This window comes from Maribacter dokdonensis DSW-8, assembly GCF_001447995.1.
GTDB classification, from domain to species: domain Bacteria; phylum Bacteroidota; class Bacteroidia; order Flavobacteriales; family Flavobacteriaceae; genus Maribacter; species Maribacter dokdonensis.
Window position 1 is genome coordinate 94,967 of the sequence record NZ_LDPE01000005.1, and the last position, 16,146, is coordinate 111,112.

20 protein-coding genes are annotated in these 16,146 nt (G+C 35.6%); 9 read left to right on the top strand and 11 right to left on the bottom strand.

Going from position 1 to position 16,146, the window contains the following annotated elements; genetic code table 11:
* Positions 1–61 precede the first annotated feature (61 nt).
* The 4 genes from I600_RS16155 to I600_RS16170 form a co-directional block, all read right to left on the bottom strand.
* Positions 62–784 carry a head GIN domain-containing protein gene (locus tag I600_RS16155; RefSeq protein WP_058105601.1) on the bottom strand — a complete coding sequence of 241 codons (723 nt, stop codon included), beginning with the start codon at positions 782–784 and terminating at the stop codon, positions 62–64.
* 107 nt (positions 785–891) lie between these two features.
* On the bottom strand, positions 892–2,685 hold the full coding sequence (locus I600_RS16160; RefSeq protein WP_058105602.1) for a PspC domain-containing protein: 1,794 nt from the start codon (positions 2,683–2,685) through the stop codon (positions 892–894).
* A gap of 2 nt (positions 2,686–2,687) precedes the next feature.
* The gene (locus I600_RS16165; RefSeq protein ID WP_058105659.1) at positions 2,688–3,023 is read right to left on the bottom strand and encodes a PadR family transcriptional regulator; all 336 of its coding nucleotides are present in this window, start codon (positions 3,021–3,023) and stop codon (positions 2,688–2,690) included.
* A gap of 211 nt (positions 3,024–3,234) precedes the next feature.
* Complete coding sequence (locus I600_RS16170; protein WP_058105603.1) at positions 3,235–3,717, bottom strand: DUF4870 domain-containing protein; 483 nt, start codon at positions 3,715–3,717, stop codon at positions 3,235–3,237.
* 194 nt (positions 3,718–3,911) lie between these two features.
* Here I600_RS16170 and I600_RS16175 point away from each other — a divergent pair, with 194 nt between their 5' ends.
* The 4 genes from I600_RS16175 (at position 3,912) to I600_RS16190 (ending at position 6,687) form a co-directional block, all read left to right on the top strand.
* Positions 3,912–4,373: a DUF4442 domain-containing protein gene (locus I600_RS16175; RefSeq protein ID WP_058105604.1), complete on the top strand. Its 462-nt coding sequence runs from the start codon at positions 3,912–3,914 to the stop codon at positions 4,371–4,373.
* 5 nt (positions 4,374–4,378) lie between these two features.
* Entirely contained in the window at positions 4,379–4,888 is a 510-nt protein-coding gene (locus tag I600_RS16180; protein ID WP_157490923.1) for a hypothetical protein, read from the top strand.
* Between the two features lie 68 nt (positions 4,889–4,956).
* Positions 4,957–5,754, top strand: coding sequence for a TIGR00266 family protein (locus I600_RS16185; protein WP_058105606.1), 798 nt, complete (start codon positions 4,957–4,959; stop codon positions 5,752–5,754).
* Between the two features lie 279 nt (positions 5,755–6,033).
* Entirely contained in the window at positions 6,034–6,687 is a 654-nt protein-coding gene (locus tag I600_RS16190) for a DUF2461 domain-containing protein (RefSeq protein WP_058105607.1), read from the top strand.
* Here the strand turns inward: I600_RS16190 and I600_RS16195 are convergent, their stop codons facing one another.
* Positions 6,688–8,256 carry a M81 family metallopeptidase gene (locus tag I600_RS16195; RefSeq protein WP_209439207.1) on the bottom strand — a complete coding sequence of 523 codons (1,569 nt, stop codon included), beginning with the start codon at positions 8,254–8,256 and terminating at the stop codon, positions 6,688–6,690.
* Between the two features lie 182 nt (positions 8,257–8,438).
* Between I600_RS16195 and nudK the strand changes: the two genes are divergently transcribed.
* Entirely contained in the window at positions 8,439–9,020 is a 582-nt protein-coding gene (gene nudK / locus I600_RS16200; RefSeq protein WP_058105608.1) for a GDP-mannose pyrophosphatase NudK, read from the top strand.
* 23 nt (positions 9,021–9,043) lie between these two features.
* The gene (locus tag I600_RS16205) at positions 9,044–9,544 is read left to right on the top strand and encodes a peptide-methionine (S)-S-oxide reductase (RefSeq protein ID WP_058105609.1); all 501 of its coding nucleotides are present in this window, start codon (positions 9,044–9,046) and stop codon (positions 9,542–9,544) included.
* On the opposite strand, the gene I600_RS16210 is transcribed toward I600_RS16205, so the two are convergent.
* The gene (locus I600_RS16210; protein ID WP_058105610.1) at positions 9,545–10,813 is read right to left on the bottom strand and encodes a D-alanyl-D-alanine carboxypeptidase/D-alanyl-D-alanine-endopeptidase; all 1,269 of its coding nucleotides are present in this window, start codon (positions 10,811–10,813) and stop codon (positions 9,545–9,547) included.
* Between the two features lie 145 nt (positions 10,814–10,958).
* Between I600_RS16210 and I600_RS16215 the strand changes: the two genes are divergently transcribed.
* Positions 10,959–11,156, top strand: coding sequence for a hypothetical protein (locus tag I600_RS16215; RefSeq protein ID WP_058105611.1), 198 nt, complete (start codon positions 10,959–10,961; stop codon positions 11,154–11,156).
* Between the two features lie 73 nt (positions 11,157–11,229).
* Positions 11,230–11,652, top strand: a complete 423-nt coding sequence (locus tag I600_RS16220) for a hypothetical protein (RefSeq protein ID WP_156894513.1) — start codon at positions 11,230–11,232, stop codon at positions 11,650–11,652.
* A gap of 98 nt (positions 11,653–11,750) precedes the next feature.
* Here I600_RS16220 and I600_RS16225 read toward each other — a convergent pair whose 3' ends face one another.
* From I600_RS16225 to I600_RS16245, 5 genes are all read right to left on the bottom strand, one after another.
* Positions 11,751–12,686 carry a LysR substrate-binding domain-containing protein gene (locus I600_RS16225; RefSeq protein WP_058105613.1) on the bottom strand — a complete coding sequence of 312 codons (936 nt, stop codon included), beginning with the start codon at positions 12,684–12,686 and terminating at the stop codon, positions 11,751–11,753.
* 80 nt (positions 12,687–12,766) lie between these two features.
* Positions 12,767–13,186, bottom strand: a complete 420-nt coding sequence (locus I600_RS16230; RefSeq protein ID WP_058105614.1) for a DUF2141 domain-containing protein — start codon at positions 13,184–13,186, stop codon at positions 12,767–12,769.
* A 137-nt stretch (positions 13,187–13,323) separates the two neighbouring features.
* Positions 13,324–13,809, bottom strand: coding sequence for a DoxX family membrane protein (locus I600_RS16235; protein WP_058105615.1), 486 nt, complete (start codon positions 13,807–13,809; stop codon positions 13,324–13,326).
* Between the two features lie 102 nt (positions 13,810–13,911).
* Entirely contained in the window at positions 13,912–14,409 is a 498-nt protein-coding gene (locus I600_RS16240; RefSeq protein ID WP_082643011.1) for a CIA30 family protein, read from the bottom strand.
* A gap of 96 nt (positions 14,410–14,505) precedes the next feature.
* Positions 14,506–15,117, bottom strand: coding sequence for an FMN-binding negative transcriptional regulator (locus tag I600_RS16245; RefSeq protein WP_058105616.1), 612 nt, complete (start codon positions 15,115–15,117; stop codon positions 14,506–14,508).
* 130 nt (positions 15,118–15,247) lie between these two features.
* Between I600_RS16245 and I600_RS16250 the strand changes: the two genes are divergently transcribed.
* Entirely contained in the window at positions 15,248–16,081 is an 834-nt protein-coding gene (locus tag I600_RS16250) for an alpha/beta fold hydrolase (RefSeq protein ID WP_058105617.1), read from the top strand.
* Positions 16,082–16,146: the final 65 nt, after the last annotated feature.

Below are 16,146 nucleotides of genomic sequence, written 5' to 3' on the forward strand. Positions count from 1 at the left end.
AAAAAACGAAAACCCACTGATATTTCAGTGGGTTCCAATGTTGAATTGATTGATGAATTTTTTAGTACTTGTGAACACTGCCGGAAACCGATTTATTCTTCTGAACCGTTGGGTCTCCTTTATAAGAAATATTGCCACCGCTAGAGGCTTCAGCAGTTAAATTGTCTTTTACATCAATGCTAATATTGGCACCACTACTGGCATCGGCATTAGCGTTTGAGGTTGCTAAATCATTTGCCCTAACATTAGATCCGCTACTGGCATCTACATATACTTCATTAGCATTGCCCTCAAGTGAAATATTGGCACCGCTGCTAGCGTCTATATCCATATTGTTAGCTTGTACCATGGCATTTAATATGGCACCGCTACTTGCATCTATCTCCAACTTGTCCGATTTAATTTTATTTTCGGTAGTTAAGTGTGCACCACTTGAAGCATAAAGCCCTGTGACGTTGGGCATGGTAACGAATATCTTTTTGGTGGCACGACCAATGTTCTCTACACAATGAATTTTTAATTTACCGTTTTTGATATCGGTACCTATGAGGTCTATGATATTTTCATCTGCTTCTACAGCAATGTCAAAATCGCTTCCTTGTGAAATAAAAACTTCTAGACCTTCTGAGGCAGAAACTTCGGTGAATTCTTCGGTTATTTCCCTAGTTTCTTCTACTACTACCCCGTTGCCGGCTTCTCCAGTTCCAAAATTGATGTCAAAGCCACAAGATGAAAGTAAAAGGGCTAAAACAAAAGCTACTGTTATTCTTACTAATGTTGTCATGATTGTTTGTTTTTATGATTGTTATTTGATGATGTAAAAATGATCGTTTGTTACCTTTTCTACCACTATATGTTACTGAATTGTAGATTTAGGTATATGAACCGTAATTAATTGATACTATCGTTGGCATCTATTTTAACGCCATTTTCGTCTAACTTCATTTTAAACGATTCTCCATTATCGTTTACGTCAATGTTAATGCCATTTTCGTTAATGATGATCTTGCCTTTTTCGCCGTTATCGTTAATGTTGATGTCAATGCCGTTCTCGTTGATATTTATACGGTTAGAGCCATTGTGGTCTTCGTCATCGTTCATTTCAATATACTCAGGGCAATCAAGACATTCCAGTTCTCCGTTATTGTTCATTTTCCATAAGTATCCCTCTAAGCCGTCTGTATCCCTATCTGTATTTGCCGTGGTAATCCAGCTTCTAGAATTGGTTTGTTCATAAGTTAAGATGGTACCTACCGGTAAAAATATACTTACACGAACTTCTTGGTCTTTAAACTTAGGACCTTGCGTGGTCAAATAATCATTCAATGAGATGGTATTTCCGCTTACCTCATATTCGTATAGTATTTGACTTGCGATATCTTTTGCTTCTCTATTGGAAGGACCGTCAGCTTCTTTTCTGATCTGAACCCTAACTAACGAATCTTTGGATTTACGAATTCTAAACCTTACATCATCTGAAACCAATATTTTATTACCGGCCTCATCGTAAGAGATAAAGGTATCTCCCATATGCATATCCTTTTCATAATCGTACTCGTCAGTAGATACTAATCTAATGTTCAAAGTATCTGTAGGTATTACGTTCGTAATCTCATCTTCAATAGAAGTGCTACCGGTATAGGCGTGTGAAGCTGCTTCTCTTATACCAAAAATGATCAGTAGTATAATTGAAATCAACCATAATCCTAATAGCGCAAACTTGGCAACCGTTCCAATAGATTTTAAGTTGTTCACTAAAATTTTCAACCCTAAATACATTAAGAAAAAGAACGGAATTCCAATGGCAAAAAATGCTAGTAATGAAACTACCCAAATTGGCATGTTGGTAGAATTGACCACATTGTAAAAGTCAATGCCCGGTACATGAATTATGTCTAGTATACCCACGGTGAACATACCCACAATTAGACCAATTAAGGTGGTTGCACCAATAATTACTAAAAGTATACCAATGAATTTGCCAAAGATCTTAAATAGAAACATAACAATATCTCCAAATGTGTCAAAGATTGTTTTTCCTCCTTTTTTGACGGTATTGCCTACTTTTTCATAGTCAACACTTTTTACACGATCCGCAACGTCATCAAAACCCTCTTTAACTTTACGTTCAATATTGCTGATATTGACAGTTTCCCCGCTCATGTCCAATTTTTGGGCCGTAGTTTTAGCTTCAGGTATAAGAATCCAAAGTAAGCCGTAAATAAAGATAAAGCCGCCCCATGTGAAAATGGTCAAAAAGATCCAAAGTAGACGGATCCATAATGGGTCAATGTTGAAATAGTGTGCTAAACCGGCAGAAACCCCGGCAACATATTTTTTCTCGGTGTCTCTATAAAGTTTTTTCACCTTGTTCTGAGATGAAGCGGTTTTAGCCCTTGGCTCGTCTTCAAAGATATCCTCATCAACCATATAATCTTCTGGTTGTCCCATAATGGCAATAACTTCATCTACCTCTTTTTTGGTAATGACTTGTCTTTCGTTTTCAAGTTTATCATGAAAAAGCTCGGCAATTCTTGCTTCTATATCAGCAATGATCTCATCGCTACCAGGTGTATTGGCAAAAGATCGTTTTACCGATTCTAAATACCTACGCATTATATTGTATGCCTCTTCATCTATATGAAAGAGCATGTTCGCTAAATTTATATTTACTGTTTTGTTCATGATTAGCTGTTTTTTGAGTTGGTTACTAGGTTGGTTGCTTTTCTTAATTCGTCCCAGGTAGTATCCAGTTCCTTAAGGAAAAGTTTACCGGTTTCGGTAAGTGTATAATATTTTCTTGGCGGTCCAGATGTAGATTCTTCCCACCGATAGTTCAGAAGACCTGCATTTTTTAACCTGGTCAGTAGTGGGTAAATAGTTCCTTCCACTACTAGCATTTTAGCATCTTTTAGCGTTTTTAAGATTTCTGAAGCATACTTGTCTTCCCCATTCAAGATGGACAGGATGCAGTACTCCAAAACCCCTTTTCGCATTTGCGCTTTTGTATTTTCTACGTTCATAATGTCTTTTTGCTTTTTATGCAGTCCCGCTTTTGGAGGGGATTGCTCCATTGTTTCTGTCGTCTGCATAGGTTAACTGTTCGTTTTTTGTTCGATGAATAAACATGTTGATCGATTGATTGTTTTGACTGTGTTTAAACAGGTTTTAATTGATTGATAAATAAACTCCTACGGGTGTGATGAATACCCTGATATATATTGACTGATTCACTTATTTTATAAATTTAAAACTTAACGGATATTCAAAAACTTCGCCTTCATTGGTCTTAATCGTCGCAAGAATGGTATATACTATATTGATGATGAATAGGGCAGATTGTGCCAGTCCTAGTAACCCAACGGGTATCATCCATGGACCAAAAAAATCATCTGAGTCGAAATGAAAATTGATGTTATTGAAGCTATGAACGTTCACTAAGCCAAAATTGTCAAAGTCAAAAACATTAGGTAAGAATCCACCTAGGAAAAACGGAATACTTACCATACCTACAAGAATAGAGTAGAGTAATATGCTAATTTGAAAGTTCAATGCTTGTTTGCCATTGTGGTCCACAAACTCATATTCTTTTTTATTTGCCGTCCATAATACGAGCGGAATGATGAAGTTTCCGAACGGAATAAAGAATTTAGAAAACGTACTGGCATGTATTAGTGCAGAGAGGTTTCTTTCGTGTTTTGTTACTGATTCTGTCATGATTGCTTCGTTGATGATGATGATTGATTTTAATACTATGTAAAAGCCAATTACTTTGATTACCTATTAACTTCCTATGCAAATATATGTCTAAAAAAAGGTACTATGTAACGCATAGTAATAATATTTAACAATATTTTAACATTTTAGAATGGTCTAAATAAATACTACTTTTAGCAAAATAAATAGACAATATGGCGGTAACAGCTAGTAAATTCAATATGTTTTCATTTTTTAAACTACCTGCAGCTTGGTGGTGCGGAGTACGTTTAAGAGAAATAGATAAAAATAGGTCTGTAGTGACCGTTACCCACCGTTGGATCAATCAGAATCCGTTTAATTCTATGTTTTGGGCAGTACAGGGTATGGCTGCGGAACTATCTACCGGAGCAATGATGATAGACCAAATTGAAGCAACAGGAAAGAAGATTTCTATGTTGGTCGCTAATAATAAGGCTAACTTTTCTAAAAAAGCTACCGGTAAAATAACGTTTACCTGTGAGGACGGACACTTAATTAAAGAAGCTTTGGAAAAGACCATTGCAACAGGAGAAGGACAAACCATTTGGATGAAATCTGTTGGTGTTAATGAAGACGGGGTAATGGTAAGTACTTTTGATTTTGAATGGACGGTAAGGTTGAAACAGAAAAAGTAGTTTCAATGAAAAGAGCAATAAGATTCAAAGAGACTCAGAAGTTTACCCAATGGTGGTTGTGGTTGATCATACTTGCTCCAATACTATTATTTGTAATAGGTAAGGTAATAACTATTATAAGTTTATGTACAGCTCAAATTCCTAATGCTTCCGGTAATATTAGCATTTCATGGATATCGGGTAGGTTATCTATTGTTCAATTTATCTGCGTCCTGGTTTATATAGCTACCATATTATTTTTGGCATTATCAAAACTTAAAGTAGTGGTTTCAGATAAGGATATAAAAATTCGTCATCTATTATTTTTTAGTAAAGTCATTGATTTAAATGAAGTAGTAGAACAACAGATCGTTAATTATGATTTTGTAGGGTATGGTATCAGAAAAACTAAAAAGTACGGTACCGTCTATAATGTAAAGGGTGGGGAAGGAGTAGCTATTATACTTACCAATGGTGAAAAATACCTCATTGGCTCGCAAAAGACCGAAGAATTTTTAAAATCTCTTTTAAAATAATTCGGTTTAGTTGTAACAAAAGTACTTCTGCTAGCAACTAATTAGCATCAATCAAAAACAATATACACATGAACGCACACGAAATAGATTACGAGATTTTTGGAGAAGAAATGCAATATGTTGAAATAGAGTTAGATCCGCAAGAGGCAGTAGTAGCCGAAGCAGGAAGCTTTATGATGATGGATACCGATATTAAAATGAATACCATTTTTGGTGATGGTAGCAATCAAGATAATAGTGTTCTTGGTAAAATTTTCTCGGCAGGTAAACGTATGCTTACGGGAGAAAGTCTATTTATGACGGCATTTTTAAATATTGGTCAAGGTAAAAAACAGGTAAGTTTTGCCTCTCCATATCCGGGTAAAATTTTGCCAATTGACCTTTCTGAAATGGGCGGACGCTTTATTTGTCAGAAAGATGCCTTTTTATGTGCTGCAAAGGGTGTATCTGTCGGTATTGAATTTTCTAAGAGATTAGGTCGTGGACTTTTTGGAGGTGAAGGTTTTATTATGCAAAAACTTGAAGGAGACGGAATGTCCTTTATACATGCAGGTGGTACGTTGGCAAAGAAAACCCTTGGTCCTGGTGAGGTACTAAAAGTAGATACGGGATGTATTGTTGGCTTTACAAAAGATGTGGACTATGATATAGAATTCGTTGGTGGTATTCGTAATACGGTTTTTGGTGGTGAAGGTTTATTCTTCGCAACCCTTCGCGGACCCGGCACAGTCTATATTCAGTCCTTACCTTTCAGTCGTTTAGCAGGTAGAGTTCTAGCTTCTATACCAAGAGGAGGAAAAGATAAAGGAGAAGGTAGTATTCTTGGGACTTTAGGAGATATTGTTGGTGGTGATAACAGGTTTTAAGAATTATGGACAAGGTACAAGGTACAAAGAACAGAGTATTAAGTAGATAGTACTAAGTATTAAGAAAAAGAGTATGGACTAATTTATGAGGATATTTTGTAAAGTTCTGATGTATTATGTTTGAATAGGAAGTATGAAGCTCTAATTTGGATGTAAATTTGAATTTGAATTTGGACTTGAATTTGATTTTTGAGCTTGAGTTTGTATTTTAATTTTCCAAGAACCAACAAGTAGCAACCAACAACCAACAACCAGCAACGATCAACGATCAACGAGTATATGAGTTTCAAAAATCAGATAGACTTCTTAAAAGAATTACAGCAAAACAATTCAAAGGAATGGATGGATGCCAATCGTAAATGGTACAAACAGGTACGGGATGAATATATAGACTGGTTAAATAGTATGAATAGGAGACTATCGGATATTGATGACGAGTACTATGATACTCCAGGTAAAAAGGGAATAAATCGTATCAATAATAATCTTATGTTTCATCCCAATAAACCTATTTATAAAGACCATTTAGGAGCGGGGTTTGACAAGAAACCAAAAACTGCCGATTTCTATTTTGAGTTGGGTATAGACCGTTGCATTTTTGCGGGAGGATTATGGAGACCGGAGCCAAAAGTATTGCGTAGTGTTCGTGAAGCCATTGATTATGATGGAGAAGAATTGGTGAAAATATTAAATAAGAAATCTTTTAAAACCCGTTTTGGTGACCTCTATGAAGATGCTAAACTGACCAATGCACCTAAGGGGTTCGCCAAAGATCATAAACATATAGAATTGCTTAAAAACAAAACCTTTGCCGTATTCCAAGAGTTTAGTACTAAGGAAACCAACAAAGCTAAGTTTGATGATGAATTAATAGCAGCTTATAAAGAAATGCTACCATTTAGGCGTTATTTGAATAAGGCCATTACCGTGTAATTATTTCGCATCCGCTGCCGGAATCCACTTAGGTTTTAAATCAGGCTGTGCCATAGTGCTATCCAATGGAAACATAGGCCTTTTAATTCTCTTATAACCTAATCTATTTAAATCTTGGTCCACTCCGCCAGGAGTAAGTGCCATGGTCCAATCGCCACGCATATCATAAAGTTCAGGGACCAAGTAGCCAATTTTTACGACTACAATATCAGTGTTTTTAGGGTCCAAACCTAAATTGGTAAAATCACTTAAAAGATGGTAGGGTTTGCGTTTTTTGGTCACGATGACATCAATATTACCAACCTTAACAACTACTTCTATCTCAGCGTTTACATCACCTTCTTTAATAGCGGTAACGGTACCTTCTAACGTTAGGGGTCCTGCAAATCTATCATCGACGGCAGCGCCTGCTTCAGCTTTAATTTTACCACCAATTCCTATTTCTAACGCCTTTTCTACAAACTCAGGTCCTGGTATAGATGCATAAATAAGAGAGGTTCCGTTTTTAGACTTAAATTCCGGTCTGACCAAAAGCTCTTTCAATGTCCAAGTTACATCACCTGCACCACCAGCAGTAGGGTTATCGCCCATATCACTGATCATGTAAGGTTTCTTTTCACTGGCCAAAGCAAGTTTTAAGCTTTCGTCTAGCGTGGTAGTAGGTGCAACAAATTCAAATTCGTTACGCACATCCCAAAAATTTTGTGCCAATTTCTCTGCTCCTTCGGCAACTTTTTCCTTATCATCTCCGGTCACCATAACAACGGCGTGGTTACGGGGTTCATCTGCCCAGGCATAGCCGATCCATATGGCGGCATCAATAACACCTTCTTGATTGGCAACGGTAGGAACTTTTTCGTATAAACTCTTACCGGGCTCTATACGCGTACTTGTTTTTTCTCCGGGTAATAAAATAGGTACAGGTACCCAAGCCTTAAAGGCGGGTTTACCTTTGCCACTTTCAAGTCGGTCAATTAAATTAGTAACCGCTCTTCTTTTAGATTCAATAGCATCTTCATGCGGTGCCATACGGTAGCACGTTATTAAATCGGTATGTTTTGCCAATCGTTCAGATACGTTACCGTGCAAATCCATAGATGTAGAAATAAGTACACCATCACCTATTACTTCACGAATACGCATTATAAGGTCACCTTCAGGATCATCTAACCCAACCACGCTCATTGCGCCATGTATGTCAAAAAAGAGTCCGTCATATGGTTTGTTTTCTTCTAGCATTTTCAAACTTTTGCCAACCAAAGATTCGTAGGCTTCTCGCGTTACCGTTCCACCCGGTAGCGATTTCCCCACAAGTGTTGGTACCCATTGCGCTCTTTTTCTATTTATAGAATCTGGCTGTAAAAAGGGATATCTTGTAAAAACCGAATCACCTACTTTAGCATGAAAGGCTTCCTCCGTAGAAAGGGCAGGTGAAAAGGTGCTACTTTCAATGCCCAAACCGGCAATGGCAATCTTAGGTAAGTTTTTAGTTTCAGTATCTTTTTTTTCTTTATTGCAAGAAGTAGCTAAGCTAAGTAACAGAACAGCGTAAAGGTATAAATGCTTCAAAATCAAAGGTTGTTTGGTTTGTCATGAAAAGATACTGGTTCATAGGGCATATTAACAAGAGTTTTTGCTAAATAACCTTTTCTAAGCTATTAATGTAAGTATTGGAAAGACCTAGTTTATTTCTTCACATTTTAAAACGTACTGCTTTATCTTTATAATCGCAATTTAAAACGGCTATTGATTTGAAAAATGGAGGCATAAAGAATGTAAAAAGAGAAATACTTTCTGATAATTGGTATATTTTAAATAAATACACCTATGACTACCAAAAGCCAGATGGTAGTTGGGAAACCCAGGAAAGAGAGGCTTATGATAGGGGTAATGGTGCTGCCATTTTACTGTATAACTCTAAAAAAAAGACTGTGGTTCTTACCAGGCAATTTAGAATGCCTACCTATGTTAATGGTAATAAAGACGGAATGATGATCGAAGTTTGTGCCGGGCTTTTAGATGGCGATAACCCTGCAGATTGTGTACGAAAGGAAACTGAGGAAGAAACCGGATATAAGATCAATAATGTGGAAAAAGTTTTTCAAACCTACATGTCGCCCGGTTCAGTTACCGAAGAGCTGTTTCTTTTTGTGGGAGAATATGATGATAGTATGAAGGTAAGTGATGGTGGTGGCGCAGAAGATGAAACCGAAAACATTGAAGTCTTAGAATTGAATTTTGATGAAGCTATCACCATGGTTTCAAAGGGGGAAATTAAGGATGCCAAGACAATTATGTTATTACAATATGCAAAATTGAATGGGTTAGTTTAGGCACGGTTTATCGACAAATAGGTATGCAAAATCTCTTTAAAATAGGGTTTGGTGGTGGTTGCCATTGGTGCACAGAGGCCGTTTTTATGGCTTTAAAAGATGTACATAAGGTAGAACAGGGTTTTATAGCACCTAAAGAAGATCCTGAAAATTTTTCAGAAGCTGTAATTGTGTACTATTATCCTAATTTAATAGCGCTAAAAGATTTAGTTGCCATTCATTTAGATACTCATAGAAGTACCCAGAATCATTCAATGCGCCATAAGTATAGGTCTGGTATTTATTATTTTATGAATAATGAACAAGCTGTTTTGAAAGAGCTATTGTCAGCGTTACAATTGGAATTTAAAGAGCCGATTATTACAGGGATATTACCATTTGGGGCATTTAATGCCTCAGAAGAACGATTTCAAAATTACTATTTTAAAGATACCGAAAAGCCATTTTGCAAAACACACATTACGCCAAAAATGCAATTACTTAAAGAGAAATATGCAAAACATGTATCAACAGATGTTTTATGATCAATAGTTGTCCCTTAGTGTTTGTAGCATAAGTTCAAGTTGGGTTCTTTCGTCACTGGTAGCGTTTTTATAATGGTTATTCATAAAACTGAAGATAAGCGTTTTACCAGATTTTGTCAGTAAATAACCGCTTAAGCAGTAATTGTTGCTTAAACTGCCCGATTTGGCAAAAATATACGGTTGGTCTACACCTTTAAATCTATTCTTGAGGGTTCCTGATAATCCACCGGCAGGAAAAATGGAATATAATCGTTCTTTGGGTACAAGAACAAATAATTCGTTTAAAACGTGCACCATATTTTGTGGGGTAAACAGATTGTAGCGAGATAAACCTGAGCCGTCTACCCATCTTGGAGTTTGCGTTAATTGGTTTAATTCATGTTCTAGGATATATTCTCTAGCTAAATCACTATTCAAAGTATCCTTTAATGTAGAGGCAGCTAGAACCAATAATTGTTCTGCAATGAAATTATCACTTTCATGCATCATTCTAATGTAGAGTGAATCTGCCTGAATTCCAGGTAAAGTTTGTTTTGTTCCAATGGGCATTTTAGACCTGTTAAAAATAGGCTTGTTCAATGCTTGCTCTAAAATGGCTTTTGTGTTGAGGGTGTTTATAATAAAAGGTATTTCTAAAGTGTCAGCATAATTGGGTGGGTAAAAAAATAGGTTCGAAGTCTCCTTACGGTTTTTGGTATTTCTAATTTGTAAAATACTATCCTTAAAGTATGTAGGCGAAACCAAAAGTGATGTATTCTTGTACATCATTACCACATTGCCATACAGCGGAAAAGCGTTGCGCTCAGGTGAATAATAATACTGATAATCGTCCCATGCCCAACCTGGTCCAAATTTGGTATCCATGAAATTATCTGTTGCGAATACTAAATTCCTTTTACTTTTTAGAAATTTAAATGCGGTAGAATCTTTTAGATAAGGATGTAGGAATGATGGGTCGCCTGTGCCTTCAAAATACAAGGTGTCATTACGATCAATATATTGCAATGCAGGTATTTGGTCCGGGAGTGTTTTTATAGCGGTAAAAAGTGTGAAAATTTTGGTGTTGCTCGCAGGGGTAAAATACTTATGATCATTAAGGTTATAAATGGTGTCTTTAGAATTTGCATCAATTACTAAAACACCTGTGAACTGATTTTCATAAAAAGCGGATGTTAGACGTTGGTCTAAATTTTTCTTAATGAGAGATTTTTTTGAACCACAAGAGGATACAAGAAAAATAAGTACAATAATTAAAACCAAGTTTTTCATGAATTCGAAAGTACAAAATAGAAATCTTATGATACCCATAAAATTTTAACACGAAGAGTATTACTTTAACTTTTTGTATACAATATTAATTCTGTATTTCTGTTTACCTTTATGCAACAACAAAACCTATTAATCTAACAACAAAATGTCTAAGTCTATGCTAGAGTATAGTAAAACAGTACTTAAAAAGGTTAGTTTTGATACCTTGCTTTTTTGTAAGGAGTTAAAGAAAGCCTTAAAGACGTTATTACCTGAAGAGGTAGAAGAATTGAAAATCTGGTTAGAAAGTTTCATAACGGATAAACCAGAGTTAAAACAAAGTTTAGTTTATTTAAAAGCATAAGTAAGAGCCACGTAAAGTGGCTCTTTTTTTTTAAGCAACCAATTGGTGTTTTGTGAGTCTTATTTAAAAAAGTATGATGATTACTAGAATATTTGTTGCCATTAGTTTGCTCTTTTTAATGCAATGTCAAAATGATGACACGGAATTTGACAATACGCCAGTAGACGATACTAGTTTAGTGGGAGAGTGGCTTTTGACAGAATCTTACGTAAGTCCTGGTGGAGCTACCGAATGGCAAGATGTTGATGAGGGTTATCGGTATATTTTTGATGAATTCGGTAATTATGAAAGAACCAACTTTGATAAGGAGACTTTGAATACAGGTAGTTATGAAATAATAGCGCCAGAACTTTATTTGTATTTTATTACCGAAGGGGAAAAAGATACATTAGGTTTTACGGCAGATTTTAACAGTAGCAAGACTAGCTTAACACTTTCACCTTCTTACCCTGGCATATGCATAGAAGGATGTCTATACAGATTTATGAAACAATAAATTTATTGGCACCGCCAAAGGGTATAATATCCCGAGGCTTACCTCGAATTTATAAGTTAGTTTCCTTTGAGTGCCTCACGGGCTTGCCCTGAGGTACTTTACTTAGTGAGCGGACTAATAATCTTTACATCTTGAAATGCAATGGCACCGCGAACAATGCCAGTAATAACATCTCTTAAGGCTTCCGTAATTTGAACTTTAAGTTCCTTTTTATGGTATATTAGACTTACCTCCCTTGCCGGTGATGGGTCCTTAAAATATTTTAAATTCTTTTTCTTTGAACTGTCAAGCTCAAGTGTATTTAAATATGGAAGTAATGTCATACCTAAACCTTCATTAGATAAGTTAATAAGTGTTTCAAAACTACCGCTTTGTAGGCTAAAGTGTTCTCCTCCAATTTTTGGTGCTTTGCACAAATTTAGGACACCTTCCCTAAAACAATGACCATCCTGTAATAACAGTATATCTTCAATATCTAAATCATCCGGGGTTATTTTAGTGCTTTTGCCCAAGCGGTGCTCCATAGGAACATAGCCAACAAATGGCTCATAATATAAAGGTCTTTCTGTAATGAAATCTACTTCTAAAGGTGTTGCTGCAATTGCAGCATCTATGTGGCCATCTTCAATATTTTGAATAAGACTTTCTGTATTTTGTTCTTTGATGATTAGATTTACCTTGGGATATTTCTGAATAAAATTCTTAAGAAACATAGGCAATAAAGTAGGCATTATCGTTGGGATAATTCCCAGAACATAATCTCCGCCAATATATCCTTTTTCTTGCTCTACAATATCTTTTATACGTGCAGCCTCATTTACGATATTCTTTGCTTGATCTACAATTTTTTTACCCACTTCAGTAATGGTTATCGGTTTTTTGCTACGATCAAATAATAGTATATCTAGCTCATCTTCAAGTTTTTGTACCTGCATACTCAATGTAGGTTGTGTTACAAAGCTTTTCTCTGCTGCTAAGGTAAAATTCTTGTGCTCTGCAACCGCTAGAACATATTGTAATTGAGTAATGGTCATGTGTATAGTTTAAAGCTTTAAAATTACTAAAAACCATTATCATGACCTATTACAAGAACTATATGTAAGTTATTTTTATGTTAGAAACGCAACCTTAATTCAAGGTCTTCCGTGGAAACCGTAAATTTAGAATCTGCAAATGTCGGTGGGCCCATGGGCATTGAATTACCGCTCATGGCATAATCTTCCGTTGGCATTCCGTTAGTGGCAAAATCCATTCGGTTATTGTCGTTTTTATCGTGCAATACAGAAAATGCATAATCACCAGGTTGAATATTTTCAAAGGTCAATACCAATTCTCCAGCTTCCGCTTTGTCTTTACTTGTTTTTATGCCTTCTGCTTTCATAAAGGTGTCTTCATTATGAAGTCCGCTTAATACGTGTCCTTCACTGTTTAAAACATTTTCAATAACTACTGTTAATGTAATGCCTTCACTATTTTGAGCATTCATGGTTAAACTCATGGCTAATACGATAATAGAGAATAGTAACTTTTTCATTTTTAAAGGTTTTAAAGATTAATTGATTACTTCAAAGGTGCTTTAAACCTGTATTTTTTGAAAAAGTAGATTACCCAATTGTTTTATTGTAGCACCCAATTGTCGTAATTTAATGCCGATATAAAAATATCAACCATCTAGCGTTTGGTAATGAGGTAGTCTAATCCAAATTTCCCAGAGCCAAAACCCATAAAAAATAGACCTAAGCAGAAAAACATAAAAGTGGGCATAATGTTCCAAGATTGGTCCCACGGTCTAAATGCAATAGTAATGAACATTGTTGTAGTAATAAAAAAAGCTGTAATTCTGGTATTAAGACCTAATAACAGTAAAATACCGCCCAATGCTTCGGTTAAGCCGGCAGACCAAGCAAAAACTTCTGGCATTAAAGAAAATGGTAATCCAAAATCCTTGGTTAATTCTACAAACCAATCTGATACTTCAAATAATTGAAGGTTCATTGATTTAGGTGTCCAGGGAGTGCCAAATTTGTTGATGGCAAATACGAATGCGAGAAGATAGCCCGTAAATACCCTTGGAATTAAAATGAAGATATTTGGTAAGAGTGCATCTACTTTAAAAGGGACAATCAATCTCTTTAAAGATGTAAGTTGATAAATCATATTGTTGGTGGTTGATTATCTAAACTTACCTAAAAATTAGTAAAATAAAAATGACTAAAATCAACGGGGATTAGTTCATAATTTATTATTTTATTTGCTTGCCTAAACTATTTTAATACTATCTATTTTTAAGGTGAAGTCTTCGGCTACTCCGTTTTTTATTATAATGGCAATTTGAGCCAGAAAATCCCCATGGTAATTTGGCAGTTCTAAGTTATCGCCCCTAAATACCGCTTCCATTTCTTTAAAAGGTATTTGGATAGTTTGCCAATCTTTGGTAGTCTTAAAACTATAGCTATAAGTATGGCGTTGATGTTCGCCAGATTTACATCTAAAGGCATATTTTTTACCATCACCCTTTAATTTGATAACGAAAGATGAGTATTTTTCAACCGATATGCGATTTATATCATGCTTAATTAGGCAAAATCCGCCATTGTTTTCCAATGATACATGACCACTGAAAACACCGTTACCATCATCATCAATTTGAAGAAGCCCCATGGAAATACCACCCATAACTTCATCATTGACCAAATCCCATTGTTTTCGGTTGCTGGTTTTATTGAAATCAAAAATTGTTACTTCTTCACGCATCATAAGATATTTTAAGGGTGTTCAAATTCAAGTTAAAATTACTTGAAAGGCACAAAGGATGGCAACTCTAAAGGTTTAAATGTTAGCTTGAACACTAACTTATTCAAGCAATCTTTTTTTCATTTCTTCTGCAACCGCTTTTTCAGATGCACCTTGTTTTTCTAACTCAGAGATAATTTTTGGGTGGTCATGGCTTCTTCCTTGAGATAGTTTGTTTACAGCCTGTATATCATTGATTTCAATTTCAAAACCAATGATGCCAGTTACCTGTCTCATTGTTTTTTTAGACATGTTGTTCAGTGAAACAGGATATTCAGATTGTTGCTCATACTTATCTACTAGAGCATGTAGAGAGGTCAATAATTCATCGGATGTCTGAATTTTTACGGTACCATAAACATGTACTGCAATATAGTTCCATGTTGGTACTTCTTCTTGCTGGTACCAAGATGAAGAAATATAGCTATGCGGTCCATTAAAAATACATAACACCTGATCCCCGTTATTAAGGTTCTTGCTTTGTAAATTGGCTTTGGCAATATGTCCCACCAAAATGTCATTACCCATTTCATTTTTACTTAGTTCTAAAGGAATATGGGTTCCCCAAGGTTTACCTTCAATAGTATTGATCAAAATACCAAAACTGTTATTTTTTAAGAAATCATGTATTTCTTTGACGTCTGTGTTCTTATAGTGTTCTGGTATAAACATATGGTCTTAAATATATTGAATTCAAAAGATGGTTATAAATATCCGTTTTTTGAACCAATAATTTCACCTTTAACGCTAAGTAAATTCGTTAATCTTAAATATCTTAGAAGTGAATTTAAAATAGACATATATGCCCTTTATAACAAATACAAAAGCAAAAGAACAAGTAGATATATTTTATGAGGATTACGGTAGCGGACAACCGGTAATATTAATTCATGGTTGGCCGTTGAGCAGAAAATCATGGGAACAACAGGTTTGGAAAATAGTAGAAGAAGGTTTTAGGTGTATTTCTTATGATCGTAGAGGTTTTGGTACTTCTTCATCTCCATGGGATGCCTATGATTATTCTTCATTGGCAAGTGACTTAAACGCTATTATTGAAGAGCTGGAACTAAAGGATGCAATTATTGTTGGTTTTTCAATGGGAGGTGGTGAAGTTGTACGCTATTTAACGGATTATGGTCCTAGTAGAATAGCAAAAGCAGCATTGATCAGCTCTATTATACCATTGGTAAAACAAAAACCGGATAATCCATCAGGAGTGCCAGAAGATGCCTTGGAAGGTATTATTGATGCTCTTCAAAAAGATAGGGTGGGTTTCTTAAAGGAGTTCAGTAAAGGTTTCTACAATTTTGAAGAAAATAAAGGAGAAAGAATCAGTCAGGCGCAGTTAGACTATGATTTTACCATTGCCTCTTTTGCTTCACCTAGAGCTACTATACAGGCTGCGTTGGCATGGATGCATACAGATTTTAGACCAGAGCTTGAAAATGTTACCGTACCTACATTAATTGTACATGGTGATGCCGATGCAACAGTACCTATAGAAACTTCCGCAAAACAAGCACATGATGGCATAAAATATAGCACTCTTGAAGTAATTGAAGGTGCTCCACACGGGCTAAACGTAACACACCCTGACGAATTGAATGAAATTTTGATTTCTTTTTTAAAGAAGTAATTGAATGAAATAAAATGAAAATCGGACCCTGATAAGGTCCGATTTTTCATTTGTAATAATAGCTA